The organism is Bacillus sp. G1(2015b), from assembly GCF_001482475.1.
GTDB lineage: Bacteria > Bacillota > Bacilli > Bacillales > Bacillaceae > Bacillus > Bacillus safensis.
On the sequence record NZ_LKIC01000012.1, the window covers coordinates 249,923 to 265,794 of the forward strand.

Genomic DNA, 15,872 nt, shown 5'->3' on the forward strand with positions numbered 1-15,872 from the left:
GACTACAGATTGTTGACAAAGGGCTAAAATGATCTTTATTTTAGCTCTTTGTCTTCTTTTCAGCGTGATAGAAAACCTTTGAAGTCTAGGAAGGACGAGTACTGGAGCGGAGCGAATTTGACATTCGTGAGCACCAGCGCGCAGGACTGACAACGAATGCGAGGGTTTGTCTACACGCTGATAGCCCGCTTATAAGCAGGCTATCTCCTTCAATCTTCTTTTGCATTTAACAGCAGCATACTAATGATGATGAGAATAAATGCAATAAGGGCTAGTAGTGGAATGGTGATAAAACCAAACCAGTTCAAATAATCAACAGAACAAGGAATACCGCTCAGGCAAGGGCGAATCGATGCAAAGCCAGGTATCTTTTGTTCCATATAATGATAGATAGAAAAACAAGCGCCAATCACAGCCAAAGGCAGGACATAATATTTTATTTTGACATCGCCTCTGAATGTCGCAATTCCAAGTAAAAGCACAAGCGGGTACATGAAAATGCGCTGAAACCAGCACATATCGCATGGGATAAACTTTTTTACTTCACTTAAATACAGGCTGCTCATCGTCGCAACGATAGAGACGATCCAAGCACTGTATAAGTAAACAAGCTTATTCTTCATGATTTTTTCCCTTTGAGCTCTTGATCAATTAATTCTTTGATTTCATCATAGTCATAAAAGTTTTGGACTTGTTTATTGTTAATGAAAAGAGTTGGTGTTGCATTCACTTTATATTGGTTCACAAGCTGATCGTCTGTGTTCAGCTGCGGCTGATATGTTTTCTTCGATAGGTTATCTTTAAGCTTGTCCGTATCTACTTTTGTTGTCTTTTTCGCTAGCTCCGTCAGCTTAGCAGGCGTGACCCATTCTGCTTCACTATCTGGCTGTGCTTGATAGACAGCTTCATGAAATGCCCAAAAGTTTTTCGGATCTTCCTTCCACACTTCTTCAGAAGCTAGTGCTGCTAATACAGCGCCATCTCCATGAACAGGAAGTGGCAAGTTAATAAACGAAAATGATACATCGCCTTTATCTATGTAGTCCGCTTTCAGTTTTGGGAAAATGTCTGTTTCAAATGATTTACATGAAGGACATTTATAATCCCCAAACTCGACAATTTGCACGGCTGCGTTTTTATCTCCCATGACAGGCTGTCCTTTAATAGAAGGCTTACTGTCAACCGTTTGTGCTTCTTTGCTGTTGTTGTTCCCAATGACGACGAATAATCCGATGAGAAGAGCTGCGATAATGGTTAAAATAACAGCAAATTTAATGGATGAAGATTGATTATTTTTTTTACTCACAAAAGCACCTACCTTATCTTTTTCATTCCTTCAAAAGAAAAAGGATAATAGCTTAGAATAATGCCATTATCCAACTTCTTCTATTTTAACAAGAGGGGATTCATTATGAAAGATGGTATTCATGAATTTTTCCTTACAATTTTATTTCATCACCCTCATGGCATTTAAAACAGCGAGTACGGTCACACCGACATCCGAGAAGACGGCTTCCCACATGGTCGCAATACCAAATGCACCGAGTAATAGGAAAACCCCTTTAACCCCAAGAGCAAATGCAATGTTCTGCCAGACAATCCTTCTTGTTCGTTTAGCGACAGCGATGGCTTCTGCAACTTTTGACGGTTGGTCTGTCATAATGACGATATCAGCCGCTTCTACCGCTGCATCTGAACCAAGTCCGCCCATCGCAATACCTATGTCTGCTCTGGCTAATACCGGTGTATCATTAATGCCATCCCCAACAAATAATAATTTTTCTTGAGGCGCTTTTTTCTGATCAATTTCTTCTAATTTTGTTACTTTATCCTGCGGTAATAATTCTGCATGTACTTCATCTATGCCAATTTGCTGGGCGACCGCTGTTCCGACTTGTTTGGCATCACCAGTCAGCATGACAGTTTGAATGCCAGACGCTTTTAGAGCGGAGACAGCTTCAATTGCATCATCCTTTAATTCATCTGCAATCAAGATCGATCCGGCAAACTCACCGTTAATCGCCATGTACACAACCGTTCCGCTTCGTTTTTCTTTTTCATATGAAATGCCTTCTCGTTCCATCAAGCGATGATTTCCCGCCAAGACTTGTGAACCACTGATGGTCGCTTTAATTCCATGTCCTGCAATATCCTCATATGCTTCGATCTGGCTTTCATCAAGCGGAGAACCATATGCCGCTTTAATTGATTCAGCAATCGGATGTGAAGAATGAGCTTCTGCTAAAGCTGCAAAAGAAAGCAGCTCCTCTTCTGACCACTTTTCGCTAGCTGTCACGATATTGGTCACCGTAAAGTTTCCTTTTGTGAGTGTGCCCGTCTTATCAAATACAGCATAGCTCACAGAGTTCAGTGCTTCTAAATAGTTACTGCCTTTTACAAGGATGCCTCGTTTAGAAGCTGCCCCAATTCCCCCGAAGAATCCTAATGGGATGGACACGACAAGCGCACACGGACATGAAATAACAAGGAAAACGAGTGCCCGGTAAACCCAGTCAGACAATTGTGCTGATGGAATGAGAAGCGGCGGCACAAAGGCAAGCAGTAATGCCAATACAACAACAGCCGGTGTGTAGTATTTTGCAAACTTTGTAATAAAGTTTTCTGTCTGCGCTTTTCGGCTGCTCGCATTCTCAACCAAGTCTAAAATTTTCGTCACTGCCGATTCGCTAAGTCCTTTTTGCACTTCAATTTCAAGAATCCCGTTTTGATTCACAAACCCTGCAAGAACTTCCTTCCCTGCTTCTACATCCCGCGGCACAGACTCCCCTGTTAATGCGGAGGTATCCACGAGTGAAAAGCCTTCAATGACGAGGCCATCAAGTGGAATTTTTTCGCCTGGTTTCACGACGATACGGTCACCGACTTTTACTTCTTCCGGCTTCACTTTTTTCGTTTCATTTCCTACTTTGAGATTCGCATATTCAGGGCGAATATTCATTAATTCACTAATGGATCGTCTTGAACGATTCACTGCTGCCCCTTGGAACAGCTCTCCAATTTGGTAAAACAGCATCACTGCCAGTGCCTCTGGATATTGCTGAATCACAAAAGCGCCAGCTGTTGCAATGGTCATTAAGAAGTTCTCATCAAATACTTGGCCGCGCACGATATTTTTCAGCGCTTTAAAAACAACATCACCGCCGACTAGTAAATAGGCTGCGAAAAACGTGATGAATTTTAGTAAGCCATCTTCTGGTATGAAATAAGCCGCTGTTCCAATGACTGCACCGCCAATTAATTTCAGCACAATCGCTTTTAAATTCTTTGTCCCATGATCATGATCGTGATGATGGCCTTCTTCTTTTGGTGATACACTCACATGAGGTTCGATGGACTGAACCGTTTTTTCAATACGCTTTGACATCGTTTCTTGCTTATCTGCATGTGTGACAGTCAATGTCCCTGTCGCAAAATTAACGGAACAAGCTTCAACGCCATCCATTTTGCTGACACCTGTTTCAATTTTACGTGCACAGTTTCCACAATCAAGACCGTTTAATACGTATTCATCCTTCATTTTTTTCATGTTCTCACCTTTTTTCTATATGATAAGTAACGTTCCCTGGATCGATTAAACCTATTAAAAATCAAAAACTTTATATATGAGCATATATTCATATATTGGATTACCTTTATTATATGAGGAGTTCTTGTCTTCTGTCAATCATTTATGAAGAAATAATTGGTTTTTTTGTGTCCGATTCTGTCATACGGATTTTCAATAAATCAAGCTCATGTCCCCTGCTCCCCGCATAACATAAAAACGATCGTTTTCAGTTTTTCTCTTTACAAAAGAAGGACAGACGCTTAGAATAAAATAAAAGTTTCCCTAAGGAAACAAATTAGCATTAGAGAATCATTTCATCCTTTAGTCAAAATTATTTATTTTATGCATATATCTTTAGGAAGTGCAATCATGATTGAAAGGGGCCGCAAGAGATGTCAAATGCTTTAACAATCGACCGTCTTCATGTCTCATATCACGGACAAGATGCATTAGAGAACGTCTCTCTTTCCATACAGGAAGGGACAATGACAGGAATCATCGGTCCAAATGGTGCTGGTAAATCGACGTTACTCAAGGCATGTTTGGATTTAATTGAAAAAGATCAAGGGGATATTCGTTTTTTTGAACAGCCCTTTAAACAAGTGAGAAAACAGATCGCCTATGTACCGCAGAGAAATGATTTAGATTGGACGTTTCCCATTCATGTACTGGATACCGTACTACTTGGAACATATCCGAAGCTCGGACTAATGAAACGTCCAAAAAAAGAAGACCGGGCATATGCGTATCACTGTTTAGAAAAAGTCGGAATGCAAGACTTTGCCAAAAGACAAATCGGTGAGTTATCCGGCGGGCAGCAGCAGCGTGTCTTCCTTGCAAGGGCTCTTGCTCAAAACGCACAGCTCTTCTGTTTGGATGAACCGTTTGTCGGGATTGATATGGCAAGTGAAGAAACGATGGTGCGCATTTTGAAGGAATTACGAGATGAAGGAAAAACCATTTTGGTTGTCCATCACGATTTGAGTAAGGCAGATGATTATTTCAGCCATCTTGTTCTGTTAAATAAAAAACTCATCAAAGCAGGGTCTGTACACGACATCCTTCGCCCAGAGATCATGCTGGAAGCATATGAAACACAGCTGCCATTCTTAAAATCAGCAGGAGGAGACGTGTAATGGAATTTTTAACCGGACTCTTTGAATATGCTTTTTTACAAAAAGCGCTATTTACATCCGTTATGGTAGGCATCATTTGCGGCGTTATCGGCTGCTTTATCATTTTACGCGGCATGGCCTTGATGGGAGACGCCATTTCACACGCCGTACTGCCAGGTGTCGCCATTTCTTATATGCTTGGAATTAACTTTTTCTTCGGTGCCGTTTTAACTGGCGTGTTAACAGCGATTGGAATCGGTTACGTGAGTCAAAACAGCCGCATAAAAAATGATTCAGCCATCGGCATTGTCTTTACAGCCTTTTTCTCAATCGGGATTATTTTGATCACATTTTTGAAAAGTTCGAGTGATCTATATCATATTCTATTTGGAAACGTACTAGCTGTTCGATCAGCTGATATGTGGATTACACTTGGCATCGGCATTTTTATTTTGCTAGCCGTCATCGTTTTCTACAAGGAACTGCTCATTAGTTCATTTGATCCGGTGATTTCTTCGGTTTACGGTTTGCCGAATCGTATGATTCATTATTTTCTCATGACCTTATTGACCCTTGTAACCGTTGCATCACTGCAAACCGTTGGGATTATTCTTGTCGTTGCCATGCTGATCACGCCGGCAGCCACCGCTTATCTCTTGACAGACCGGCTCTGGATCATGATTTATTTATCTGCTTTTTTCGGTGCTGTATCTGCTGTCGTAGGCCTAGGGCTTAGCTTTACGTATAACTTATCGTCTGGTGCTTCCATCGTGCTGGTCGCCACCATTTTATTCGGCAGTGCCTTTATCTTTTCACCAAAGCAAGGCATTCTATGGAGATCATTAAAATCTAAACGAAAACGAACGCACTTAAAAAAGGAAGCGTCTATGTAAAAGGAGGACATATATGAAGAAGGTATTTGCAATCCGTTTGACCGCAGTATTCATTGCCCTTATGATCATCGCAGGCTGTTCGACCCAGCAAAGTAATTCCGGTAAAGATGACGGCACATTAAAAGTTGTCACGACCTACTCCATTCTTTATGACATTGTGAAGGAAGTAGGCGGGCAGCATGTCTCTATTCACAGCATTGTTCCCATTGGTACAGACCCACACGAATTTGACCCACTGCCAAAGGATGTTCAATATACGACGGATGCAGACCTTGTTCTATATAATGGCTTGAACCTTGAAACAGGAAACGGCTGGTTTCAAAAGCTGCTTGAATCGAGCGGCAAGGACGGGGATGATGCACCTGTAGCCGAGCTGAGTAAAGGCGTCAAAGTGAAGCATTTGTCTTCAAAAGGGCTCGAAAGCCAGCAGGACCCCCACGCATGGCTGAATGTTGAAAATGGGATCCTTTATGCCCAAAATGCCCGAGATGCGCTTATTCAAGCGGACCCTGAGCATAAAGAGGATTACGAAAAAAATGCAGAAGCCTATATCAAAAAGCTTCAAGCGCTTCACGATGAAGCAAAAGACAAGTTTGATCAGCTGCCAAAAGACAAAAAGCTCCTAGTCACAAGTGAAGGAGCATTCAAGTATTTTGCAGAGGCGTATGGACTGAAAGCCGGCTACATTTGGGAGATCAACACAGAAAGTGAAGGAACACCAGGACAAATGAAGCGCATCATTCATTTTGTCAAAGATCATCAAGTTCCTGCTCTCTTTCTTGAAACAAGCGTTGATAAACGAAGCCTTGAAAGCCTCTCTGAGGAAACCGGGGTTCCAATCAAAGGAAAAGTCTTCACTGACTCTATTGGAAAAAAAGGTGAAGATGGAGACAGCTACTATAAGATGATGAAATGGAATATTGACACCATTTACAAAGGGTTGTCATCATAAGGAAAGACAGGTGGAGTGAATCCGCCTGTCTTATTTGTCAGCCTGCTATATTTTCCGGATGTTTTTTCGGCCAAATGACGTAGCTGATGCTAATGACAAAATCAATGGCTAGGATCATTCCCCATGTATTGACAAGCTGCATCAGCGCTTCCGTCCGCTCTGGTGCTTGGATGAGATAGGTCAAACCATATAACAGCCCCGCTCCGATGACATAAGAAATGACATGCCGAGCCCAGCCGACCATTTCATACATAGACCGCTCTTTACCGTACTTTGGTTTTCCCTTTGGCTTAGGGCCACCTGCAAAACGATAAGCAAACTTAGCATCTGCCCATTTCACCATTTGATGTCCAAAGGCCAGACTCACACCAATATAAACAGCCGCAAGCCCGTGGATGACAGTCGCCACAGCCCCCTGTCTTAAATCTATATAAGTAGCCGCAAGAAGGATGAGATCTAAAACCGGCGTACAGACAAGAAAGAAAGCACCCCACTTTTTCTGTTTAAACACATAACGAAGCGTTAAACCCATTAAAATAAACAGCCAAAAACCAATTTCACATGCCACAATCAGTAACCCGACCAATTTCCCCACATCCTTTTTAACACAATTGTATTAAATAAAAAATAACACAGATGTGTTAAAAAAACAACAGCTATGCTAAAATCAATGTATGCCAAAAATCGTTGATCACCATAAACAAAAACAAAAGGTCGCTCAAGCTGCAATGAGAGTGATTAAACAAGAAGGTTTGGAAAGCGCTTCTGTACGAAAAATAGCAGTAGAAGCTGGAATTTCAGCCGGCTCTATGCGTCATTATTTTTCCACACAGCAAGAGTTGTTTCTATTCTCCATGAATTTAATTCAGGAAAGAGTCAAGGAGCGGATTACAGGGCTTCCATTAAACGGTTCAACGGAGGAAAATGTCATCAATTTATTGGAGCAGGTTCTTCCACTTGATGAAGAACGAAAATTTGAAATGGAGGTGTGGCAGGCTTTTTCCGTCAAGGCACTGACTGAACCAGATCTACAGCCGCTCAATGCAAAGATGTATGACGAACTTTTCCAAACCGCCCAATATTGTTTAATGAAATTGAAAGAGGATGGGCTGCTGCTAGATGATATCGATCTTTTATTAGAAACTGAGCGGCTTTATGCGGTCATTAATGGGCTTGCATTGAATGGAATTGTACAGCCTCATCGGTTACCGCCTCAGCTCATACGCTCCGTGCTGCAAATGCACCTGCAATCCATCACAAAAAAAGACATGTCTCCCTAATTGGAGAGCATGTCTTTTTTAATCTTCCATAAAAATACGTTTTGCTTCGTAGTAAAGCACCTGCACAAATTTCTTCACATTGATACGGGTGTGTTCTTCTCTTCCGCTCATCTCTTTCGTCAATTCACTCATTTTCTTTCGCACGATGGTGAAATCGAAAAATTTTGATGCGTAATTTTCAAATGTTGGATGGGAAAAATCGGTTAGCCCAAGTGATGCGATATGTTTCAATGATTGGTTGATCGCACGTCTTACCCGCTGCTCGGCTGCCTTTGCTTCTCTTGCGATGTCTGCCGATGTGTAGGGCTCACTTAATTTATCCTCCGTAATCCCAGTGAAAATGATCTTTAAAGAAGGAAAGGAATCATGATGATCAGCATGCAGCGCTAAATACTGGTCTGTAAACAGAATCATATCTAATAAATCTTTAGACCCCTTCTCACCAACAATACCAAGCTCCGCCAGCAAAAACTGCCCTGCCTCTGCAAGACTTTTCCCCCGCTGCTTCGTTTTCGTCTGACCGCGCTGCTGAAATTGCATGACTGATTTAAGCGAGTGCTGAATATTTTCAATTGAATGCTCTAAATGAAGACGTTCAATCATGAGATGGAGGACGCTTAAGACCTCTACACGATTGATCGGCTTTGTCACATAATACTCGACGCCAAGCGTATACGCCTGTCCGATTAATTCCTTTGTTTCAACCTGTGACAGCATTAAATATTTCCCGTGAAACTCATCCTTGATTGCTCGAATCGTTTCAAGCCCGTCTCTTTCCGGCATCAATAGATCAATACATAAAATATCAATGTGCAAATCATTTAAGTAGCTGGCTGTTAACTCAGCGCCATCCTCTGCTTCTCCGGCCACAATACCAAGCTCTTCATCTTCAATGAGCTGAGCCAGTGAAGAACGAACGGCTTCATCATCATCAACAATAAAAAATCTCATCTCCCAATCCCCTCTTTTCTACTGACTTGATCTACTGGTATCGTTAATGTGAAAATTGTTTGCTTATTTGGGATACTCTTCATCTCAACACTTCCGCCAAGCTTCTCCGCTGTATCCTTTACATACGCAAGCCCGATACCGCTCGATGGATTCCCAACCTGGTCGTATTTTAAAGTGAAACCTGGCTTAAAAATAACATGATGATTACGTTCTTTTATGCCAGGCCCGTTGTCGCTGATTTGAAAAATCACCTGGTTCTCTTTCTGTGAAATAGAAAGTGACACTTCTCCATCTACAGGAATGGCTTCAACAGCGTTGGATACGATGTTATTTAACAAAGATAGAATGGTATACACGTGATAGGCGGGGTGCTGCCCATCTTCATCATAATGAAAGACAATGTTTTTTTTAAGAGATTCAGCATAATTTTCATGAATGCGAATGACAAGCCCAGCGATATGAGAAGGACTCTCATAAGCCTGGAAATTTTCCTCATGAATCAGCTTTGATAAGGCAGAAAAAATCCGCTGGTTATCCTTTTTGATTTCATGCACCTCTCCTGCAATTTGCAAGGCGGTTTTACCGAGCTTTTTCAAATCCAATGATTCTGCATCCTTTGCGTGGTGAAGAGATTGATACAATTGATAGGATGTAGCCGTAATGTGCTCAGCATGTGCGAGTGTTTTATGAAAATATGTAGATTCCGTGTAAAGGTTAGACAGGAGCATCAGCAGATGTTCCTTTTCCTTTTTCATCTGACGCTCTCTCGCCTGCTCTTCATATAAACGAATCATTGTATAACAAGCCAACACGAAAAAGCTTCTGAAAATCGCCAAAACAAATAATTGAAACAGCGTCCGCCCCGTTAAAATTTCATCCATGGTGCCTCGAAGTGCGATGATCTCAACAACGCTTGCGCACAGCTCCATGATGATACCTGTTGCTCCAATCAGCCAAGGCTGATCACGGAAACGTCTGACCTTCAATAAATAAAAGAGTGTGCCATAGACGACATAATAAAGCAGGGAAGGAAATCTTAATGAAACCGCCTCTTCCAGCGGAAGATGCCCTGTCACGGCTGTATCAAGCAGCACGCGAAACGCAAAAACAGATATCCCAGCGATGATGCCGCTTGCCCATGCAGGAAATCTTTTCATTTGAAGCAGGATAAAGAAAAAGACAACGGTTCCAAAGCTGACCCGAAAGCTGTCCTCAAATGGATAAAATTTAAACTCTCCGCCAATCGGCGTCAGTACAATGAGCAGCACAATTAAATAAGGCTCTGTATTCAGCCATTTTTTTAGTAGATTCAAACGCAGTCACATCCCTAATAATTGACGATAGTATACTATGTGAGCTAAAGAAAAACAAACCTTCATGAAAAAGCGCACACCGGAACTTTGCCGGTGTGCGCTTCTCATGATGCCGCTTAATCTTCTAAACGATCTTTTTCTAAAAGTGATGCGCCAGCAATACCTGGTTTTGTCATTTCAAAAGGATTTAAGATGACATCAAGCTCTTCCTCTGTTAACACATCATTTTGCAGACAAAGCTCACGTACAGATGCGCCTGTAAGAATGGCTTCTCTTGCAATTCGTGCAGCCGCTTCATAACCAATATGCGGGTTCACCGCCGTCATGACACCGGCACTCTTTTCTACATATTCTTTTAATCTAGATTCATCTGCTTTTAGGTCACGCAAGCAGTTGTCCACAAAGGACTCGAATACATTTTTCATCATGCTGAGAGATTGAAGCAGGTTGAACACCAACACTGGTTCCATAACGTTCAGTTCAAGCTGGCCAGCCTCTGATGCAAGACAGATTGTGTGATCGTTCCCAATGACTTGGAAAGCCACTTGGTTCATGACCTCAGGCATAACTGGATTGACTTTCCCTGGCATGATAGATGAACCTGGCTGTCTCGGCGGCAAGTGCAGCTCACCAAAGCCTGCTCTTGGACCAGAAGCCATCAGACGAATATCGTTCGCCATTTTGGACATGTTCATCATACATACTTTAAGCGCAGCAGATACTTCTGTATAAGCATCTGTATTTTGCGTTGCATCGACTAAATCTTCAGCACCAACTAACGGTAATCCGCTAATGTCAGATAGATAGCCAACCACTTGGCGAATATATTTAGGATCTGCATTCAATCCAGTTCCGACTGCTGTTGCACCCATATTGACTTCATATAAATGCTGTCTAGACTGCTTGATACGTTTAATATCACGAGCAAGAACTTTTGCATACGCACTAAACTCTTGTCCAAGTCTGATTGGAACAGCGTCCTGAAGATGCGTACGTCCCATTTTGATGACATGATCGAATTCCTGCGCTTTTTCAGTCATGACTTGATGCATGTTTTCCATCGTATAAAGTAGTTTTTCAATCATATTCAATGTTGAAATATGAATCGCTGTTGGGAAAACGTCGTTTGTTGACTGCGACATATTCACATGCGTGTTTGGACTTAGCTCAGTATAAGCGCCTTTTTCCTTTCCTAGTAGTTCAAGCGCTCTGTTTGCAATGACTTCATTGGCATTCATATTCATTGAAGTGCCAGCCCCGCCTTGAATTGGATCGACAATAAATTGATTGTTCCATTTTCCTTCGATGACCTCATCTGCCGCTTCAACAATTTTTTCTCCAAGGCCAGAATATAGTCGCTGTGTATCCATATTTGCAAGTGCGGCTGCCTTTTTGACAATCCCTAATGCTTTGATGAGTTCCTCATGAATACGGTAGCCTGTAATTGGAAAGTTCTCCACTGCACGTAATGTTTGAATTCCATAATATGCTTGAGTGTCTACTTCCTTTTCACCTAGAAAGTCTCGTTCGATTCGAACTTGCTTGTCCTGTAGCTTCGTCATTTGAAAAGATCTCCTTTTTTACGCTGCTTTTGTTTGTTGTTTCAATTCCTCAATATACTTCTTCGATTTCTCTTGATCAAATACTTTTTCCCACTTAGACATGACAATGGCTGCAAGTGAGTTACCAAATACGTTCACTGTTGTACGAACCATGTCAAGAAGTCGGTCGATCCCAACGATGAAGGCAAGTCCTTCAAGCGGCAGTCCCATAGCACCAAGAGTTGTGATGACAACAACGATCGATGCACCTGGTACACCAGCCATTCCTTTAGATGTCAGCATTAAAATTAATAGTAACGTAATTTGCTCATAGATGGAAAGCGGCATGCCGTACATTTGTGCAACAAATATCGCAGCAATGGATTGATAGATGGCACTTCCATCTAGGTTAAAGGTATAGCCTGTTGGAATAACGAACGACGTGATCGCTTTCGGGCAGCCGAACTTCTCCATTTTGTCCATTAATCTAGGCAGTACAGCTTCTGAACTTGCTGTTGAGAATGCAAGAATGATTTCTTCTTTTAATACTCTAAATAGTGTAAAGACGCTTGTTCCAGCCATTTTAGCAATAATGCCAAGTACAACAATGACGAAGAATGCCATTGTACCGTAAACGACAAGTACCAGTTTACCTAGCGGGAGAAGCGCTCCGACCCCGAATTTGATCACCGTCACACTGATGAGCGCGAATACACCAAATGGTGCAAACTTCATCACTTTATTGGTCACCCAGAACATGGCTTCGAGTATACCCTCAAAGAATCCTAATACTGGTTTTCCTTTATCTCCTACTGCGGCAATTCCTAATCCGAATAAGACTGTAAAGAAGATGGTTGGTAATAGATCACCTTCTGCAATAGATTGGAAAACGTTTGTTGGTACAAGATGAACCAACGTTTCAGAGAAAGTCGCTTTTTCAGAAGAAGCCTTAGATGTCTCTTCATATTTAGAGATATCGCCTTTCTCCATGTTGCTCATATCAATTCCTGTACCAGGATGGAAGACGTTTGCTGCAAGCAGTCCAACTGCTAATGCAATCGTTGTCACAATCTCGAAGTAAAGAATTGTTTTTCCGCCGAGTCTTCCGATCGTTTTCATATCGCCTACACCTGCAACTGCTACAATCAATGCAGCAATAACAATTGGAAGAACGATCATTTTAATTAAATGGATGAATATATCGCCAATCGGCGTTAACACATTAATAACGGTTTCATTTTGATAAAACAGCGCTCCCACGACAACACCCAGAACAAGTGCAATGAGTATTTGAGAAGCTAACCCTAACTTTTTCATACGTGAACCCCCTTTTTTTGATAACGCTTTCTTTGTTGCTTAATCGCATCTTAACGACGAACCTACAAAAAACGACAAAAAGGAACAAAAAGAAGTGAATTTTTTATGAAAAATCTTTAAAAAGGTGGGTTTTTCCACAATATTGTTAAAAAAAGACTTCGCTTTTGCGAAGTCTTAATGATTTTGCATTTGTTCACTTGGTGTATCTTGTTGTGTAGAAAATCTATCGTACATCGCATATCCAATGAGGACAAGAACAACGTAGAACAATGCACTAATCGTCCAAACCCATTTGACATTCATCTTCATTCTGCCACTCCTTCTCTGACTGGCTTCAATCGCTGCAATCTGAGCGCATTCAGCACAACGGACACGGAGCTAAAGGCCATTGCCGCTCCTGCAAGCCATGGCGCAAGGAAACCAAATGCAGCGATCGGTATCCCAATACAGTTATAGGCAAGCGCCCAAAATAAATTTTGCTTAATGTTTCTCATTGTTTTTTGACTAAATTCCAGCGCATCTGCAATCGCATGGAGATCTCCTGTCATGAGCGTAATATCTGCTGCTTCCATGGCAACGTCTGTCCCTGTTCCCACAGCCATCCCAATATTCGCTGTTGCAAGAGCTGGGGCATCATTGATACCGTCTCCGACCATGGCGACTTTTTTTCCTTGTTTCTGAAGCGCTGCAATATGAGCCGCTTTTTCTTCAGGCAGCACTTCAGCAATGACATGATCAATGCCTGCCTGTTTCGCAATCGTCTCTGCTGTTAGTTTATTATCACCTGTCATCATCACAACGTGAATCCCCTGCTCTTTCAGACGAGCGATGGCTTGATGAGAGGATGATTTGATCGTATCTGCGACCGCGACAATGCCAGCGACTTCGCCGTCAATCGCGACAAGCATAGCCGTTTTTCCTTGCTCCTCCAGCGTTGTGACGGATGATTCGACTTGATCATATGGGATATGATGTTTCTGTAATAGCTTACGCGTTCCAATTAAAAGCTTGTGTCCTGCGGCATTTGCTTCAATTCCATGACCTGGATCTGCTTGGAAGGCTTCAACTCCGACTGCTTCAAGACCTTGTTCCTTCATACCGTCTGTGATCGCCCTGGCAAGCGGGTGTTCCGACTGCTGTTCTGCCGATCCTGCTAGTTGCAGCACCGCATCTTCTGTCCAATTCGCGTATGCCAACACATCTGTCAGACTCGGCTCCCCTTTTGTCACAGTTCCTGTTTTATCTAACACCACCGTGTCGAGTGATTGAGTCACTTCTAAATGCTCTCCGCCTTTAAACAGAATGCCTGATTCAGCCGCACGGCCGCTGCCAGCCATAATAGAGGTAGGTGTAGCAAGTCCGAGCGCACATGGACATGCGATAACAATGACGGCTATAAAGGTTTCAAGTGCTGACGTCACATTCCCAGGGTCGACAAAGAAAAACCATATGAGGAATGTGAGCACAGCAATTCCTACAACGATGGGCACAAATATCCCTGATATTTGATCTGCCATTCTTTGAATCGGTGCTTTTGAGCCCTGCGCTTGTTCTACGACTCGGATAATCTGGGAAAGCGCCGTCTCTTTTCCGACTTTTGTCGCTTTTATTTTGATGAATCCATTTTTATTGATCGTTGCTCCGATGACCATATCTCCTGCTGTTTTATCAACAGGCAGGCTTTCTCCTGTAATCATGGACTCATCTATTGCGGTTGTCCCCTCTATGATCTCTCCATCTACCGGCACTTTTTCACCCGGTTTGACAAACACAAGATCATTCACTTTCACGTCAGAAATAGGCACAGTCATCTGTTTGCCATCTCGTTCGATAACCGCTTCTTTCGCTTGTAAGCCCATCAGCTTTTGAATCGCTTCTGATGATCTTCCTTTTGCTCTTGCTTCCATTAATTTTCCGAGCACGATCAATGTAATGAGGACAGCACTTGTTTCATAATAGAGGGCTGCCTCATGTGTGCCTCGAATCGCTGACTCGATGCTTTCATATAAACTATAGAAAAACGCGGCAGATGTCCCAAGTGCGACAAGAACATCCATATTGGCGCTTTTATTTCTTAAAGCCTTATACGCGCCTACATAAAATGGCCAGCCGACAATAAACTGCACAGGCGCTGCTAACGCCAGCTGAACCCATGGATTCATGAACGCTTCAGGCAGCCATATAAAGGATGTGAAAGAAAAATGGCTGACCATTGCCCAAAGAAGCGGCAGTGACAAAATCATTGAGAATAAAAAGCGTGCCGTCTGCTTCTCTATTGCTGCTTGGCGGTGATCTTTTTTTCCTCCCTCTGCTTGATCTACGTCTGGTTCAATTAAAGAATACCCTATAGACTGCACTGCATCTTTTATATCATTTGTAGACGTTTGGCCCGGATGATATGTGACCTGAAGTGTCTCTAGCGCAAAGTTTACAGACCCGTGATCGACACCGTCCATTCGGTTAATTTTTTTCTCGATTCGGTTTGCACAAGCCGCACAAGTCATTCCCTCTATATCAAATTCTGCTTTCTCTATCACCACATCGTAACCAAGAGATTGGACTTTTCGCTTCAAATCATCTGGTGTTAACTGCTCTGATTCGTAGATGATATGGGAAGTTTCAAGCGCCAAATTCACACTGGCATCCTCCACACCTTCCAGCCTGTTCAATCCCTTTTCGATGCGGCCTGCACAGGCAGCACAGGTCATCCCCGTAATTTGAAAGTCAATTTCCTTTTTCATTGATCTCACCTCTCCACATACTCCATGGGGGTATTATATTTTTAAAAAAAGACGTGCTGTCATGCAGCACGTATCAGATTGTGACAAAGGGTTAAAATGATCTTTATTTTACCCCTTTGTCTTCCTTCTTTTCAGCGTGATAGAAAACCTTTGCAGTCTAGAAAGGACGAGTACCGGCGCGGAGCGAATTTGACATTCGTG

At 42.4% G+C, this 15,872-nt stretch carries 14 protein-coding genes; 4 read left to right on the forward strand and 10 right to left on the reverse strand.

What is annotated here, in order from left to right; translation table 11 throughout:
* Positions 1-209: 209 nt before the first annotated feature.
* The 3 genes from AMR95_RS09260 to AMR95_RS09270 form a co-directional block, all read right to left on the reverse strand.
* Entirely contained in the window at positions 210-623 is a 414-nt protein-coding gene (locus AMR95_RS09260) for a disulfide oxidoreductase (protein ID WP_047202387.1), read from the reverse strand.
* Complete coding sequence (locus AMR95_RS09265) at positions 620-1,306, reverse strand: DsbA family protein (RefSeq protein WP_058838164.1); 687 nt, start codon at positions 1,304-1,306, stop codon at positions 620-622. The genes AMR95_RS09260 and AMR95_RS09265 overlap by 4 nt, the downstream gene beginning before the upstream one ends.
* Positions 1,307-1,447: 141 nt before the next feature.
* Complete coding sequence (locus tag AMR95_RS09270) at positions 1,448-3,547, reverse strand: heavy metal translocating P-type ATPase (protein ID WP_058838165.1); 2,100 nt, start codon at positions 3,545-3,547, stop codon at positions 1,448-1,450.
* A 413-nt stretch (positions 3,548-3,960) separates the two neighbouring features.
* Here AMR95_RS09270 and AMR95_RS09275 point away from each other — a divergent pair, with 413 nt between their 5' ends.
* Genes AMR95_RS09275 through AMR95_RS09285 form a run of 3 tightly spaced genes read left to right on the forward strand, consistent with a single transcriptional unit; the run spans position 3,961 to position 6,528 of the window.
* Positions 3,961-4,704, forward strand: a complete 744-nt coding sequence (locus tag AMR95_RS09275; RefSeq protein WP_058838166.1) for a metal ABC transporter ATP-binding protein — start codon at positions 3,961-3,963, stop codon at positions 4,702-4,704.
* Positions 4,704-5,576: a metal ABC transporter permease gene (locus AMR95_RS09280; RefSeq protein WP_058838167.1), complete on the forward strand. Its 873-nt coding sequence runs from the start codon at positions 4,704-4,706 to the stop codon at positions 5,574-5,576. The genes AMR95_RS09275 and AMR95_RS09280 overlap by 1 nt, the downstream gene beginning before the upstream one ends.
* Positions 5,577-5,589: 13 nt before the next feature.
* Complete coding sequence (locus AMR95_RS09285; protein WP_039181414.1) at positions 5,590-6,528, forward strand: metal ABC transporter substrate-binding protein; 939 nt, start codon at positions 5,590-5,592, stop codon at positions 6,526-6,528.
* A 37-nt stretch (positions 6,529-6,565) separates the two neighbouring features.
* Here AMR95_RS09285 and AMR95_RS09290 read toward each other — a convergent pair whose 3' ends face one another.
* Positions 6,566-7,114 (reverse strand): hypothetical protein, encoded by a 549-nt coding sequence (locus AMR95_RS09290; protein ID WP_039181417.1) that lies wholly within the window; start codon positions 7,112-7,114, stop codon positions 6,566-6,568.
* An 88-nt stretch (positions 7,115-7,202) separates the two neighbouring features.
* On the opposite strand from AMR95_RS09290, the gene AMR95_RS09295 reads away from it, so the two are divergent.
* A complete protein-coding gene (locus AMR95_RS09295; RefSeq protein WP_058838168.1) occupies positions 7,203-7,808 on the forward strand; it encodes a TetR/AcrR family transcriptional regulator in 606 nt (201 codons plus the stop codon).
* 18 nt (positions 7,809-7,826) lie between these two features.
* Here AMR95_RS09295 and AMR95_RS09300 read toward each other — a convergent pair whose 3' ends face one another.
* The 6 genes from AMR95_RS09300 to AMR95_RS09320 form a co-directional block, all read right to left on the reverse strand.
* The gene (locus AMR95_RS09300; RefSeq protein ID WP_034280916.1) at positions 7,827-8,759 is read right to left on the reverse strand and encodes a response regulator; all 933 of its coding nucleotides are present in this window, start codon (positions 8,757-8,759) and stop codon (positions 7,827-7,829) included.
* A complete protein-coding gene (locus tag AMR95_RS09305; RefSeq protein ID WP_039181423.1) occupies positions 8,756-10,072 on the reverse strand; it encodes an ATP-binding protein in 1,317 nt (438 codons plus the stop codon). The genes AMR95_RS09300 and AMR95_RS09305 overlap by 4 nt, the downstream gene beginning before the upstream one ends.
* Positions 10,073-10,188: 116 nt before the next feature.
* A complete protein-coding gene (gene aspA / locus AMR95_RS09310; RefSeq protein WP_039181426.1) occupies positions 10,189-11,634 on the reverse strand; it encodes an aspartate ammonia-lyase in 1,446 nt (481 codons plus the stop codon).
* An 18-nt stretch (positions 11,635-11,652) separates the two neighbouring features.
* Positions 11,653-12,930 carry a cation:dicarboxylate symporter family transporter gene (locus AMR95_RS09315; RefSeq protein WP_039181428.1) on the reverse strand — a complete coding sequence of 426 codons (1,278 nt, stop codon included), beginning with the start codon at positions 12,928-12,930 and terminating at the stop codon, positions 11,653-11,655.
* A 174-nt stretch (positions 12,931-13,104) separates the two neighbouring features.
* On the reverse strand, positions 13,105-13,239 hold the full coding sequence (locus tag AMR95_RS19500; RefSeq protein WP_257218418.1) for a hypothetical protein: 135 nt from the start codon (positions 13,237-13,239) through the stop codon (positions 13,105-13,107).
* Positions 13,236-15,671, reverse strand: coding sequence for a heavy metal translocating P-type ATPase (locus AMR95_RS09320; RefSeq protein ID WP_058838169.1), 2,436 nt, complete (start codon positions 15,669-15,671; stop codon positions 13,236-13,238). Before AMR95_RS09320 ends, AMR95_RS19500 begins: the two co-directional genes overlap by 4 nt.
* Positions 15,672-15,872: the final 201 nt, after the last annotated feature.